General features: G+C 44.5%; 14 protein-coding genes and 7 tRNA genes. 18 read left to right on the plus strand and 3 right to left on the minus strand.

Annotated features, from left to right (window positions below; translation table 11 throughout):
* Positions 1–10 precede the first annotated feature (10 nt).
* A complete protein-coding gene (locus AC3CID_RS13500; protein ID WP_076678824.1) occupies positions 11–1,048 on the minus strand; it encodes a type IV pilus twitching motility protein PilT in 1,038 nt (345 codons plus the stop codon).
* Between the two features lie 26 nt (positions 1,049–1,074).
* Here AC3CID_RS13500 and AC3CID_RS13505 point away from each other — a divergent pair, with 26 nt between their 5' ends.
* The 7 genes from AC3CID_RS13505 (at position 1,075) to hemW (ending at position 5,930) form a co-directional block, all read left to right on the plus strand.
* Positions 1,075–1,779, plus strand: a complete 705-nt coding sequence (locus AC3CID_RS13505) for a YggS family pyridoxal phosphate-dependent enzyme (protein WP_488526668.1) — start codon at positions 1,075–1,077, stop codon at positions 1,777–1,779.
* A gap of 84 nt (positions 1,780–1,863) precedes the next feature.
* Entirely contained in the window at positions 1,864–2,682 is an 819-nt protein-coding gene (gene proC / locus AC3CID_RS13510) for a pyrroline-5-carboxylate reductase (RefSeq protein WP_017077774.1), read from the plus strand.
* 75 nt (positions 2,683–2,757) lie between these two features.
* Positions 2,758–3,315 carry a YggT family protein gene (locus tag AC3CID_RS13515; protein ID WP_004735475.1) on the plus strand — a complete coding sequence of 186 codons (558 nt, stop codon included), beginning with the start codon at positions 2,758–2,760 and terminating at the stop codon, positions 3,313–3,315.
* Positions 3,316–3,344: 29 nt separating this feature from the next.
* Positions 3,345–3,635 carry a DUF167 family protein YggU gene (gene yggU, locus AC3CID_RS13520; protein ID WP_009847703.1) on the plus strand — a complete coding sequence of 97 codons (291 nt, stop codon included), beginning with the start codon at positions 3,345–3,347 and terminating at the stop codon, positions 3,633–3,635.
* A gap of 28 nt (positions 3,636–3,663) precedes the next feature.
* A complete protein-coding gene (locus AC3CID_RS13525) occupies positions 3,664–4,095 on the plus strand; it encodes a DUF4426 domain-containing protein (RefSeq protein ID WP_004735472.1) in 432 nt (143 codons plus the stop codon).
* A gap of 48 nt (positions 4,096–4,143) precedes the next feature.
* A complete protein-coding gene (locus AC3CID_RS13530; RefSeq protein ID WP_237300293.1) occupies positions 4,144–4,743 on the plus strand; it encodes an XTP/dITP diphosphatase in 600 nt (199 codons plus the stop codon).
* The gene (gene hemW, locus AC3CID_RS13535; protein ID WP_488526669.1) at positions 4,743–5,930 is read left to right on the plus strand and encodes a radical SAM family heme chaperone HemW; all 1,188 of its coding nucleotides are present in this window, start codon (positions 4,743–4,745) and stop codon (positions 5,928–5,930) included. Before AC3CID_RS13530 ends, hemW begins: the two co-directional genes overlap by 1 nt.
* 284 nt (positions 5,931–6,214) lie before the next feature.
* Here the strand turns inward: hemW and glsB are convergent, their stop codons facing one another.
* A complete protein-coding gene (gene glsB, locus AC3CID_RS13540) occupies positions 6,215–7,135 on the minus strand; it encodes a glutaminase B (protein ID WP_004735469.1) in 921 nt (306 codons plus the stop codon).
* 187 nt (positions 7,136–7,322) lie between these two features.
* Entirely contained in the window at positions 7,323–8,042 is a 720-nt protein-coding gene (gene trmB / locus AC3CID_RS13545) for a tRNA (guanosine(46)-N7)-methyltransferase TrmB (RefSeq protein WP_108101751.1), read from the minus strand.
* A gap of 165 nt (positions 8,043–8,207) precedes the next feature.
* Here trmB and mutY point away from each other — a divergent pair, with 165 nt between their 5' ends.
* The 11 genes from mutY (at position 8,208) to AC3CID_RS13600 (ending at position 13,805) form a co-directional block, all read left to right on the plus strand.
* A complete protein-coding gene (mutY, locus tag AC3CID_RS13550) occupies positions 8,208–9,269 on the plus strand; it encodes an A/G-specific adenine glycosylase (RefSeq protein ID WP_488526670.1) in 1,062 nt (353 codons plus the stop codon).
* A 28-nt stretch (positions 9,270–9,297) separates the two neighbouring features.
* Positions 9,298–9,570, plus strand: coding sequence for an oxidative damage protection protein (locus AC3CID_RS13555; RefSeq protein WP_171309481.1), 273 nt, complete (start codon positions 9,298–9,300; stop codon positions 9,568–9,570).
* A 69-nt stretch (positions 9,571–9,639) separates the two neighbouring features.
* On the plus strand, positions 9,640–10,773 hold the full coding sequence (mltC, locus tag AC3CID_RS13560) for a membrane-bound lytic murein transglycosylase MltC (protein WP_017084369.1): 1,134 nt from the start codon (positions 9,640–9,642) through the stop codon (positions 10,771–10,773).
* Between the two features lie 103 nt (positions 10,774–10,876).
* Positions 10,877–10,952 (plus strand) — tRNA-Phe (locus tag AC3CID_RS13565).
* A gap of 74 nt (positions 10,953–11,026) precedes the next feature.
* Positions 11,027–11,102: transfer RNA gene (locus tag AC3CID_RS13570), tRNA-Thr, on the plus strand.
* A 7-nt stretch (positions 11,103–11,109) separates the two neighbouring features.
* Positions 11,110–11,185 (plus strand) — tRNA-Phe (locus AC3CID_RS13575).
* Positions 11,186–11,241: 56 nt separating this feature from the next.
* A tRNA-Asn gene (locus AC3CID_RS13580) sits at positions 11,242–11,317 on the plus strand.
* Between the two features lie 70 nt (positions 11,318–11,387).
* Positions 11,388–11,463, plus strand: a tRNA-Thr gene (locus tag AC3CID_RS13585).
* A gap of 7 nt (positions 11,464–11,470) precedes the next feature.
* A tRNA-Phe gene (locus tag AC3CID_RS13590) sits at positions 11,471–11,546 on the plus strand.
* Between the two features lie 56 nt (positions 11,547–11,602).
* Positions 11,603–11,678 (plus strand) — tRNA-Asn (locus AC3CID_RS13595).
* 501 nt (positions 11,679–12,179) lie between these two features.
* Positions 12,180–13,805 carry a methyl-accepting chemotaxis protein gene (locus tag AC3CID_RS13600; RefSeq protein ID WP_488526671.1) on the plus strand — a complete coding sequence of 542 codons (1,626 nt, stop codon included), beginning with the start codon at positions 12,180–12,182 and terminating at the stop codon, positions 13,803–13,805.
* Positions 13,806–13,883 lie beyond the last annotated feature (78 nt).

The following is a 13,883-nucleotide window of genomic DNA, read 5'->3' on the forward strand; positions in this document are numbered from 1 at the left end:
TTCACCTTGATTAAAACATAGAGGTTTGAATTTCGATCTTTTTCTCGACCTCTTCCGAATCAACCAAACCTTGAGCCATAAGCTGCTTCGCATTTTGCTCCATGGTCTGCATACCATGTGCCGCGCCCGTTTGAATTATCGAATACATCTGCGCGACCTTGTCTTCGCGGATCAAGTTTCTAATCGCAGGTGTCGCCATCATGATTTCATGACAAGCCACACGACCACCACCTACACGCTTTAACAGCTTCTGAGCAATCACTGAACGTAACGATTCAGACAGCATTGAACGCACCATATCTTTGTCGCTACCCGGAAATACATCGATAATACGGTCTATGGTCTTTGCAGCAGAGCTAGTATGCAAGGTACCAAAAACTAAGTGACCTGTTTCTGCAGCGGTTAACGCTAAGCTGATCGTCTCTTGGTCACGAAGCTCACCAACAAGGATTACGTCTGGATCTTCACGTAACGCACTACGCAACGCCGCTTTGAAGCTGTGAGTGTCGCGGTGCACTTCTCGTTGATTGATTAGGCATTTGTTGTTGGTATGAACAAATTCGATCGGATCTTCAATCGTCAATATATGCTTATTATGGTTACGGTTAACATAGTCCACCATCGCCGCCAAAGTTGTCGACTTACCTGAACCAGTGGGCCCAGTGACCAATACTAGACCTTTTTCGTAATTAGATATTCTTTCAAATATCTCAGGAGCCCCTAGCTGTTCAAGGGTGGGAATCTCTACTGGAATGGTACGAAACACAGCAGAGCAGCCACGAGATTGGTTAAAAGCATTAACACGGAAACGACCAACGTTGGGTAATTCAAAAGAGAAGTCGACTTCCAGTTTTTCTTCAAATTCACCGCGTTGTGAATCACTCATGATCTCAAAAACCAAACGATGCACATCAGCATGGCTCAAAGCTGGTATTCCAAGCTTCCTTACTTCACCATCTATACGTACCATTGGAGATACACCCGCAGAAAGATGTAGATCTGACGCGTTATGCTTTACACTAAAATCTAGTAACTCAGTGATATCCATTTATTTTCCCTTAAGTAAAGTCAGCTATGAGTAGTATTCAACAAAATATCGAACAAATCACCTCACAGATACGTAGTGCTGAGCAAAAGTGCGGACGAGCTCCAGAGTCCGTGCAACTTTTAGCCGTCAGCAAAACTAAACCTATTGATGCGATTCTAGAAGCCGCACTCGGAGGCCAAGTTGCCTTTGGTGAAAACTATGTTCAAGAAGGTGTTGATAAAGTAAAACACTTTTCAGAACAACATTCTAACCTAAATTTAGAGTGGCATTTTATTGGCCCAATTCAATCCAATAAAACCCGCCCAATCGCAGAAAGCTTCCAATGGGTGCATTCTGTTGAACGCGATAAGATCGCACAAAGACTTAGTGACCAACGACCAAGCGAACTTCCACCTTTGCAAGTTTTGATTCAGGTAAACACCAGTGGTGAAGAATCCAAGTCTGGAGCGTCAGAAGAAACAGTTTTTGCACTCGCGGAGTTGATTTCGTCGCTCCCTAACCTCACTTTAAGAGGATTGATGTCGATTCCTGCAAACGTATCTGACTATCAATCTCAGCTTAATGCATTTTCTCAACTGGCGGAGCTTAAAGACAAGCTAGCCGCAAAGTATCCAAACATAGATACCCTTTCGATGGGTATGAGTGGTGATATGGATGCAGCAGTTGAGGCTGGCAGCACAATGGTTCGTATTGGAACGGCTATCTTCGGTGCTCGTAATTACGCGAAATAGCAAATAGTTAGCGACCAAAAGTCGATGATAAGTATTGATATCGCTTCGCTTTAACTGCGCAGCGACACGCTCAGGATTTTATATATGGAACATAAGAACATCGCCTTTATTGGGGCGGGAAATATGGTTCGCTCGATTGTAGCGGGCTTAGTGGCGAGTGGTTACCCAGCGCAAAAGATTACGGCAACAGCGCCTTCAGACACCAGAAGGCTGCCGTTAGAGCAAGAGTACGGCATCAATACCACCAGCGATAATATTGCCGCAGCAGAGCAAGCAGACGTTGTTGTGTTATCCGTGAAGCCACAAATGATGGCTGATGTATGCAAACCCTTACAAGATATCGACTTCAGCAACAAACTGGTTATCTCAATTGCCGCGGGCATTAATGCGAATCGACTCAATGAGATGTTAAACTGCCAGCTGAACCTTGTGCGTGTGATGCCAAACACGCCATCACTACTTGGTAAAGGGATGAGCGGCCTTTATGCTGACTCAACGGTTAGTCAGGGCGATAAAGAGTTCGCTTCTCAGCTAATGCAAGCCGTAGGTGAGGTAAGCTGGGTTGAACAAGAGTCTGGTATCAACAACATCATTGCAGCTGCAGGGAGTGCTCCGGCTTACTTCTTCCTGTTTATGGAAGCGATGCAAGCTGAAGCAATTAACCAAGGTTTTGACCAAGAAACCGCTCGTAAATTAGTGCAGCAATCTGCATTAGGCGCGGCAGAGATGGTAGTAGCAAATCCAAATACTGAATTATCAACACTGCGTGAGCAAGTGACTTCAAAAGGCGGAACGACCGCAGAAGCATTGCGCACGTTTAACGACCATCAACTATCAGACATCGTAGCGAAAGCCATGCAAGCGGCGGTTGCTCGAGCTGAAGAGATGGAAAAACTGTTTTAATACTCGTTACAGTACAAAAGCATTGTGCCGTTCGGGTTATACCTAGCGGCAAGTAAATCCGAAAAAGGAAACAATATGAATTCGATGAGCTTTCTGATCTCGACCGTTTTTGATCTTTACATCATGGTTGTGATCTTGCGTATCTGGCTACAAGCATCACGTGCAGATTTCTACAACCCATTCTCACAATTTATCGTAAAAGCGACACAACCGGTTGTTGCCCCACTACGCCGAGTGATTCCATCAATAGGCAGCCTTGACCTGGCGACAGTTGTTTTCGCTTATGTGCTGTGTGTACTTAAGTTCGTCGCTCTAAACTTGATTATCTCTGGCGGTGCGGCTGTATTTGATATCAGCTTCCTGATCTTTGGCGCACTATCTCTGCTAAAAGCGGCTGGTGGGTTAATTTTCTGGGTTCTGCTAATCCGTGCAATCCTGAGCTGGGTTAGCCAAGGCCGTAGCCCAATCGAATACGTATTCCACCAGTTAACAGAACCAATGCTAACGCCGATTCGCCGTATCCTTCCTGATATGGGTGGCTTCGACCTAAGTGTGCTTGTTCTGTTCATTGTTCTGCAATTTGCGAACTTCCTAATGGGCGACATGATCGGTCCTATTTGGTATCAGCTATAATTAAAGTACGAACATCAGGTACTTTGACGATGCCAAAAGCAGTTTGGGCCGAAGAAGACGATATTCTTCTTAGGCTCTATATCCAACCCAAAGCAAGCCGAGACAAGATTGTCGGCTTGCACGGAGAGGAACTGAAAATTGCCATTACTGCACCACCGGTTGATGGCAAAGCAAATGCTCACTTAGCGAAATACCTTGCGAAACAATTTAAGGTCGCTAAAGGGCAAATTAAGATAGAAAAGGGAGAGCTCGGTCGACATAAACAAGTTCGAATATGCTCACCAAGCCAGATCCCAACTGAAGTCAAAGCCATCCTATGATGGCTTTTTGCTATTTATTGGAGTCATTATGCGTCTATGGATAACAGCACTACTCACCGCTCTGATTGCCCTACCAAGCTCGGCAGGACAGTTTAAAAGTATCAAGGATGTCGAGGTTCATTACTCGGCTTTCAATTCCACGTTTTTAACTGCGCAGGTTGCTAAGCAATATAAGCTGAAACGAAACGGATACTCAGCGATTCTAAATATCAGCGTGCTAGACAACGCTTCCCTCGGCAAGCCTGCAACAACGGCTAAAATTACGGGAACCGCACGAAACCTAGTAGGTAACACTCGCACGCTTAACTTCCGTGAAATAAAGGAAGGCGATGCGATTTATTACCTTGCAGAGTTCCCTATCACTCACGAAGAAAACATCACTTTTAATATTGATGTTAACGCAGGTTTGAAAGGCACAGGTCCACTACGTTTCACACAAAAATTCTATATAGAAGAGTAGCTTCAAAGCTCACTTTTCTAGTCATTAACTTATTAGAGCCACATCCCCATGAGTAAGATTGTTTTAGCAACAGGCAACCAAGGCAAAGTTCGCGAGATGGCAGATATTCTGTCTGAGTTTGGTTTCGACGTTGTCGCGCAAAGTGAGTTTAACGTTTCAGAAGTCGCTGAAACGGGAACAACTTTCATTGAAAATGCCATCATCAAAGCTCGCCACGCTGCGAAAGCAACGGGGCTACCAGCCATTGCTGACGATTCTGGCTTAGAAGTTGATTACCTTAATGGTGCACCCGGTATCTACTCAGCGCGTTACTCTAGTGAAGGGGCGAGTGATAAGCAGAACATCGAAAAGCTGTTAGATGCCATGCAAGGTGTGGCTACTGAAAAGCGTACCGCCCGTTTCCACTGTGTGTTGGTGCTAATGCGTCACGAAAACGATCCAACACCATTGGTGTGTCACGGTAAATGGGAAGGTCGTATTCTGACTGAAGAACACGGTGATAATGGCTTTGGCTACGATCCTGTGTTCTTTGTGCCAGAAGATAACTGCGCCTCAGCAGAGCTTGAATCATCACGTAAGAAGCAACTGTCACACCGTGGTAAAGCCCTCACGTCATTATTTAAGACTCTCAAGGAGCAAGCTCTGTAATGCACAATGCAGCGCTTATACCACCCGCACTTAGCCTTTATGTCCACATCCCATGGTGTGTACAAAAGTGTCCGTATTGTGATTTTAACTCTCACGCTCTCAAAGCCGAGATTCCTGAAAAAGAGTACATCGATGCACTGCTTGAGGATCTCGATACCGATATCGAAAAATACCAACTCAATGGCGCACCTCGCCCATTGCATTCGATCTTTATTGGTGGCGGCACGCCGAGTCTATTTTCTCCAGAAGGAATAGGTCGATTACTACAAGGTATTGAACAACGCATCCCGTTCAAACCTGAAATAGAAATCACCATGGAAGCCAACCCAGGCACCATAGAGGCTGAACGTTTCGCAGGTTACCAAAAGGCAGGCATCACACGAATCTCAGTAGGCGTACAAAGTTTTGAGCAAGAGAAACTGGAAAGGCTTGGCCGTATTCATGGTCAAGATGAAGCAGTGAATGCGGCTCATTTAGCGCATAAGATTGGATTGAATAGCTTCAACCTAGATTTAATGCACGGCTTGCCCGATCAAAGCATTGATCAGGCCTTGGCTGATTTGGACAAAGCGATCGAACTTAATCCTCCACATTTATCTTGGTATCAACTGACAATAGAACCTAACACCATGTTCTATTACAAAACGCCAAAGCTACCTGACGATGATGACCTTTGGGATATCTTCGACTTAGGCCATAAGAAGCTCTCAGACGCAGGTTATGTGCAGTACGAAATTTCAGGCTACAGCAAGCCGGGATATCAGTGTCAGCATAATCTCAACTACTGGCGCTTTGGTGACTACCTAGGTATCGGTTGTGGCTCTCATGGCAAGCTGAGCTTTGCTAATGGACGTATTGTTCGCACTACCAAGGTTAAACACCCTAAAGGCTACCTAGCAGCGTATCAGAATCTGGTGAAGCCCTATCTGTCGGATGAACTTGAAGTACCCAATGAGGACCGCCCTTTCGAGTTCTTCATGAACCGCTTCAGGCTAATGGAAGCGTGTCCAAAGCAAGATTTCATTGATACGACGGGGTTAGAGTTTGATTCGATTCAGCCAACGATAGAGTGGGCCAAAGATCTCGGTTATCTCAATGAAACCGACAGCCATTGGCAGATCACTGAAAAAGGAAAACTCTTCTTAAACGATTTGCTTGAAGCCTTTATGGCAGAAGAAGACGAATAGTTCGAGATTCGAGATTCGAGATTCGAGATTCGAGATTCGAGAAGTATTGCGTAAGGGTTGGCTTTAGGGTCAACCCTTTTCTAATTTGCACGCCGACAAATAATAGATTCCCGATTACGCTCCTTCGTCGCTATCGGGAATGACGGGTATCAAACAAGTCTTATCCCCCAAGAAGTTAGGGGCCAGTACGTCGAAAGTTACAAACAACACCGTCATCCTCAAGAACGAGGGACGAGTGAGTTGGGGATCTCTTGCAAATGTAGAACCCCAACTAAAAAGCGCTTTTAAAAAATAGAACGACCAATGCGCTCAGAGAGCAATTCTAAAGCCTGAGTTCCCGCCAGTGAATTACCCGACGCGTCCAGTTCTGGAGACCACACCGCGATCGTCATTTCGCCAGGAACAATCGCAATAATCCCGCCACCGACACCAGATTTTCCGGGCATACCAACACGATAAGCAAACTCTCCCGCCCCATCGTACAAACCACATGTCGCAAGCAAAGCATTCAGCTGTTTGGTTTGAACTGGCGTGATGATCTCTTTCTTGGTCTGAACCGACACACCTTTGTTTGCCAAGTAGCTAAAGGTTTTCGCCAAGTCAACACAGGTCATTTTAAGCGCACAAGCATGAAAGTAATTGTTGAGTACAGGGATAACATCATTCTCAAAGTTACCAAATGAACGCATCAAATACGCGATGGCAGCGTTGCGATCGCTGTGCATCATCTCAGAAGCCGCCACAACCTTGTCATACACAATATGAGTATCGCCCGATAGCTGACGCACAAACTCCAATAAACGGTGTCTAGGTGCAGATAGACGGCTTTGCAATAAGTCAGCAACGATAATAGCGCCAGCATTAATAAACGGGTTACGAGGGATGCCGTGCTCCATCTCAAGCTGAATCATCGAGTTAAAGGCTTGGCCGGAAGGCTCTTTGCCTACGCGTTGCCAAATCTCTTCAGGCTTATACAACACCATCGCCAACGTCAGACTTAAAGCTTTAGAGATTGATTGCACAGAAAAGGCTTCATCGGCATCGCCAGCTTGAATAACTTCACCTTCATTGGTGTATACCGCAATCGCCAGTTTCTGATTAGATACACGAGCCAATGCAGGAATATAATCAGCGACCTTTCCCTGACCAATTAAAGGGCGAACTTCATCTAAAATCTCGGCCAAAATAGCTTGAGTTGGTTTCATGTTTGCTTACTTCTTTATTGTTATTTTTGTAGGGGGTGTGACATTACTTTCTGTCCTTAAACCTTTATCGCAATAAAAGCCTAAGGACAAAAAAGCCAACATTACAATAATGTTGGCTTTAATCAATCCCATAAAGTGTAGGGTTTAATCCTAAGTCGGATTCACCTTCACTTAATTTGATTCAGAATTACTTAGTACGCTTGAACTTAATGTCCCAAACACCATGACCTAAACGGTGGCCACGCGCTTCAAACTTAGTTAGCGGACGCTCATCCGGACGAGGAATGTAATCACCATCTTCAGCGATATTCTCGAAGCCAGGAGCAACCTTCATCACTTCAATCATGTGTTCTGCGTAGTTTTCCCAGTCAGTAGCCATGTGGAAAATACCAGTATCAAGTTGAAGCTTGCCGCGAACCATCTCGGCGAATTCAGCCTTAACGATACGACGCTTATGGTGACGAGCTTTGTGCCATGGGTCAGGGAAGAACAGTTGCAGCGTATGCAGGCTGCTGTCTGGAATCATGTGTTCAAATACTTCTACTGCATCGTGACACATTACGCGTAAGTTAGTTACACCCGCATCACGAGCGGTACCTAAACACGCACCAACACCTGGACTATGAACTTCAATACCTAAGAAATTTTTCTCAGGTGCATTCTTTGCCATTTCAACCAGTGATGCACCCATACCGAAGCCAATTTCTAGTACAACAGGGTTGTCGTTGCCAAACACTTCTTTCCAATTTAGAAGTTCTGGGTTGTAGTCGATACCCATTGTTGGCCAACATTCGTTCATCGCGTTTTCTTGGCCTTTTGTTAAGCGGCCTTCGCGGCGAACAAAACTACGGATCTTACGAACCAGTTTGCCGTCTTCAGTATATTCGTTAGTGGTCACTTCACTCATTGATTTTTGCCTGCACATTGATTAATCAAAGCGGGGATTATCCAAAGAATTGCCTCCGGTGCAAGTCTTTCCGTGGATAAATTCCCACACAATTTGTCTGTTTTACATCCAACCGTAAGTGTGGTGCAATTTCACCCCTAATAATAGCAAAGCATAGAGCATGTCGTGACTCCTTTCGCAACCGCCATATTAAAGTGGTATGACGCCTTTGGGCGTAAAGAATTACCTTGGCAACAAAACAAAACCGCCTACACCGTTTGGCTATCTGAAATCATGCTTCAGCAGACTCAAGTCGCCACGGTGATTCCATATTACCAGCGCTTCTTAGAACGCTTTCCAACGGTGATTGACCTAGCGAATGCCGAGCAAGATGAAGTGCTGCACTTATGGACAGGGCTTGGCTATTACGCACGAGCTCGTAACTTACACAAGGCTGCCAAGATTGTTACCGAGCAATACGGTGGTGAATTTCCTCTTTCTATCGAAGAGATGAACGCGTTGCCAGGAATTGGACGATCTACTGCCGCTGCAGTTCTGTCTTCTGTTCACAAGCTTCCTCATGCGATTCTTGACGGTAACGTTAAGCGTACACTGGCGAGAAGCTTCGCTGTAGAAGGTTGGCCGGGGCAAAAGAAAGTCGAAAATAGGCTTTGGGAGCACGCTGAGGCGCAGACGCCCGATAAAGATGTCGATAAATACAATCAAGCCATGATGGATATGGGTGCCATGGTTTGTACTCGTAGCAAGCCTAAATGCACGTTGTGCCCGATTGAAAACATGTGTGAAGCTAAGAAGCTCGATAGACAGCTCGATTTCCCTGGCAAAAAACCTAAGAAAGAAAAGCCAGTAAAGGAAACATGGTTTGTAATTCTGTACCACGACAATCAAGTATGGCTCGAACAGCGCCCTCAATCTGGTATCTGGGGAGGGTTATTCTGTTTCCCTCAAAATGAAAACGCAGAGATTGAACATCAATTAGATCTTCGCTCGATCAAAGATAGTGAAATACACTCGCTTAAGACCATGATTGCGTTTAGACATACTTTCAGCCACTACCACTTAGATATCACGCCTGTATTAGTAAAATTAGATAAACAACCGGATTTGATAATGGAAGGGACTAAAGGTCTCTGGTATAACTTATCAAAACCGGAAGAAATTGGCCTAGCCGCTCCTGTAAAGCAGCTTATTGAGAGCCTACCCTTTGAACTAAACGACGACGTTTGAATCAACGAACGCGATAAGAGGAACCACTATGAGCCGCACTGTATTTTGTGCTCGCCTTCAAAAAGATGCTGAAGGCCTAGATTTTCAACTTTACCCAGGTGACTTAGGTAAGCGTATCTTTGACAACGTCTCTAAAGAAGCTTGGGGACAATGGCAGAGCAAGCAAACCATGCTCATCAATGAGAAGAAGCTAAACATGATGGATCCAGACCATCGTAAACTTCTTGAAACTGAGATGGTTAACTTCCTTTTCGAAGGTAAAGATGTCGTTATTGATGGCTACACTCCACCAAGCGAATAAGACATTTATTTAAGCAAATTTTAATGACATCATGGTTAACGCTGCGATGTCATTTTTGTATGAGGAACTATGAAAAAGCTAAGTTACTTCCTAACAGCCATGTTGTTAACTGGGTGCAGTCGTGAATTTGTCGAAAGCATTTATGATGTTAATTACGAACCAACCAACCGATTTGTAAGTAATTTAGCGGAGCTACCCGGTCAATTTGAAAAAGACACTGGGGCGTTAGATTCTTTAATTAATAGCTTTTCTGGCAATATCCAAAAACGTTGGGGCAGCAGTGAAGTAAAGATGGCGGGCAAGAGTAACTATGTGAAATACATAGATAATTACTTGAGCCGCTCAGAAGTAAACTTTAGCCAAGGTCTAATCACAGTTGAAACCGTATCCTCAACTGATCCTAAAAAGCACCTCAAAAATGCAATAATGACGACACTTTTAACGCCAGATGATCCTGCGAATGTCGATCTATTCTCTTCCAAAAGCATCAAGTTAGAAGGTCAACCTTTCCTCTATAACCAAGTCGTTGATCAAGATAAGAAGCCTATCCAATGGACATGGCGCGCTAATAAATTTGCTGATTACCTGATCGCCAATAACTTAAAAACCAAGGAAGTCGACTTTAAAAAAGCGTATTACGTCGAAATTCCAATGGTGGCCGATCACGCCAGCAAACGAAGCTATAAGTACGCAGACATCGTTCGTCGCGCATCTCAACGTTATGACATTCCTGAAGACTTGATTTATGCGATCATCAAAACAGAGAGTAGTTTTAACCCATACGCTGTGAGCTGGGCGAATGCTTATGGACTTATGCAGGTAGTCCCAAAAACCGCAGGCCGAGATGTCTTTAAGCTCGTCAAAAAGAAACCTGGTGAACCAAGTCCTGAGTACTTATTCAATCCAGAAAACAACATTGATGCTGGCACTGCGTACTTTTACATCCTTAAAAATCGTTATTTGAAGGACGTGCAGCACCCAACAACGCTTGAGTACAGCATGATCTCAGCATACAACGGTGGCACTGGTGGGGTACTAAATACCTTCAGCAAAGACCGAAAGCGAGCAATGCGTGACTTAAATTCATTGCAACCTAGTCAAGCTTACTGGGCACTGACAAAGAAACACCCAAACAAAGAGTCGCGTCGATACTTAGAAAAAGTAACAAAATTCAAGAAAGATTTTAACCAAGGTAAAACGTAAGCCTCACTTTTGAATAAAAAAACAACTAACGAACGTTTTTTTTAATTATTTTCAAAAAAGGTGTTGACGGTTATGCAGAAAATCCGTTTAATAGCGCTCCGTTGCCCGGATAGCTCAGTCGGTAGAGCAGAGGATTGAAAATCCTCGTGTCGGTGGTTCGATTCCGCCTCCGGGCACCACAATTTGATTTGTTGGTGTCATTACTCTTTAACAGGGAGTAGCAACACGAACAAAAGCATAAAGAATTTAGTGTGCCGACTTAGCTCAGTAGGTAGAGCAACTGACTTGTAATCAGTAGGTCACCAGTTCGACTCCGGTAGTCGGCACCATTCTTTTGCCTCGATAGCTCAGTCGGTAGAGCAGCGGATTGAAAATCCGCGTGTCGGTGGTTCGATTCCGCCTCGAGGCACCATTATTTGGTACTTAACAAATAATGGTCTTTATAGACCTGATGTTGAGACAAGTAATTCCCCTTTAGTTCAGTTGGTAGAACGGCGGACTGTTAATCCGTATGTCGCAAGTTCAAGTCTTGCAAGGGGAGCCATTTTAAAGAACTTCATTTTATATGAGGTTTTAATTAGAGAGCTTACTCTCTAAAGCAAAGAATTTAGTGTGCCGACTTAGCTCAGTAGGTAGAGCAACTGACTTGTAATCAGTAGGTCACCAGTTCGACTCCGGTAGTCGGCACCATTCTTTTGCCTCGATAGCTCAGTCGGTAGAGCAGCGGATTGAAAATCCGCGTGTCGGTGGTTCGATTCCGCCTCGAGGCACCATTATTTGGTACTTAACAAATAATGGTCTTTATAGACCTGATGTTAAGACAAGTAATTCCCCTTTAGTTCAGTTGGTAGAACGGCGGACTGTTAATCCGTATGTCGCAAGTTCAAGTCTTGCAAGGGGAGCCACATTCAAGAAAGCCAAGTCGAAAGACTTGGCTTTTTTTCGTTTGAGCTAACGCTAACGCTAACGCTAACGCTAACGCTAACGCTAACGCTAACGCTAACGCTAACGCTAACGCTAACGCTAACGCTAACGCTAACGCTAACGCTAACGCTAACTCTAACTCTAACTCTAACTCTAACTCTATTCAGTATTGCCGCCAGCTCAACATCAAGCCCTGATCACCCCCATAAAGTTAAAGCATCCCCTTTCCTATCTCGACAGTACCCATCCTTGAATTCGTCCAAACCCTCTCGATACAAACTAAACCACCTCTGAAATTAAGCACCTTTAGCCGCGTATCGTCACATAAAAATAAACAGCATGATAACTCGTTACTTTTTTTGCTTCGTAAATTTAATCTCTATCATGTTTTGATATCTTTCTGATATCTGCCCTACACGACTTAGATTAAGATTCGATGAATTATATCTAATACTAATTATTGAATCGCTACGCAGGAAAATATGAAATTAAAAACGCAAGCTTACTTATTATCGGGCATCATCTTGATCGCTCTGCTAGCGCTAACTGCTACTGGTTTATGGACATTGAGAGTCGCTAGTAACATGGACAACAAAGCTCGTGTGACTGAGCTATTTAAGAGCGCATACAGCATTCTTACTGAAGTCGAAAAAATGGCTATTGATGGCACTCTAGAAGAACAACAGGCCAAACAGCTTGCCACTCGCCTACTACGTAACAACATCTATAAAGATAATGAATACGTTTATGTTGCGGATGAAAACATGACCTTTGTTGCGACACCTCTGGATCCACAACTACACGGAACCAGCTTTAATGATTTTAAAGACGGTGATGGGAATAGCGTTGGCCAACTCATTCAACGAGTACTTGGCAGTCGTACTGGCCAGATCATTGAGTACACCTGGACGCAAAAACTTCCAGATGGAACAATTGAAGAAAAACTATCAATGGCAGAGAAAACGCCACATTGGGGTTGGGTTGTCGGCACAGGTATCGGCTTCAATGAAGTTAACGCGCGTTTCTGGTCTACCGCTCAATGGCAGCTATTCCTTTGTGTGGCAATTGCGGGTCTTATCCTATCGAGCTTGATTGCATCCATAAAGCGCATGCTAGCGCTTCTTGGTGGCGAGCCTAAGGATGTAAGAGAAGCAGTACAAGCAGTCGCAGAAGGCCGCATTCAAACCTATTTCGAAACTCAGGCAACAGACGGCAGTATCTACCACGCCGTACAACAAATGAGTAAGTCACTGGCTGAGTTGGTATCAAACCTTGACACTTCAATGCTGGCATTAAGGGGCGAACTGCAACGCGTAGAAGATCGTGCTGGGGCAATTGCTCAGCTAACAGAGACACAACAGCAATCAACAGAGATGATCGCAACAGCAATGACCGAGATGGCCTCTTCAGCCAACAATGTTGCTGATTCAGCGGGTGATACTGCGCGTAATACTGACGAAGCTGATAAACAGAGCCAACATACTCAGCAGTTAATTCACAACACGGTAGATAACATTCAAGGTCTAGCAGGCCAACTAGGAACTGCCAGTGAAGCCGTCGCTAACCTAGATAGCGATGTACATAACATCGTTAAGGTCTTAGACGTCATCGGTGATATTGCAGAACAAACTAACCTTCTAGCGCTAAATGCGGCAATTGAAGCTGCGCGCGCTGGTGAACAAGGCCGCGGATTTGCGGTTGTGGCTGATGAGGTTCGTAACCTTGCAGGTCGAACACAATCAAGCACGAAAGAAATCCAGCTAATGATCAATAACCTTCAAGAAGGCTCTCGTAACGCAATAAAAACTATGGAAGTGTGTGCGACGACCAGTGAAAGCACCGTAACAGAGTCCCAGAATGCCTCTGAAGCTCTACAACAGATTGTTATCGCATTAGAGTCTATTTCATCGATGAGTCATCAAATCGCGACAGCCGCCGCTGAGCAGACTCAGGTGAGTGACGATATTTCGAAGCGTATCAATATGATCGAAGAAAGTGGCAACCAACTGAGTAATGTGGTGACAGAAAGTCATAACAGCACTCAAACTCTCACCTCCCTTTCTAACGAATTAGAAGCTTGGGTTAATAGGTTTGAAGTAAAACACTAAACTCTCGAGTAAATTCTTAAATATAAAAGCACGTTTTCATACGTGCTTTTTTTGTTTCGGTGCCTATTCAGTCCAGTT

This window comes from Vibrio sp. QJM3NY_21, assembly GCF_057785975.1.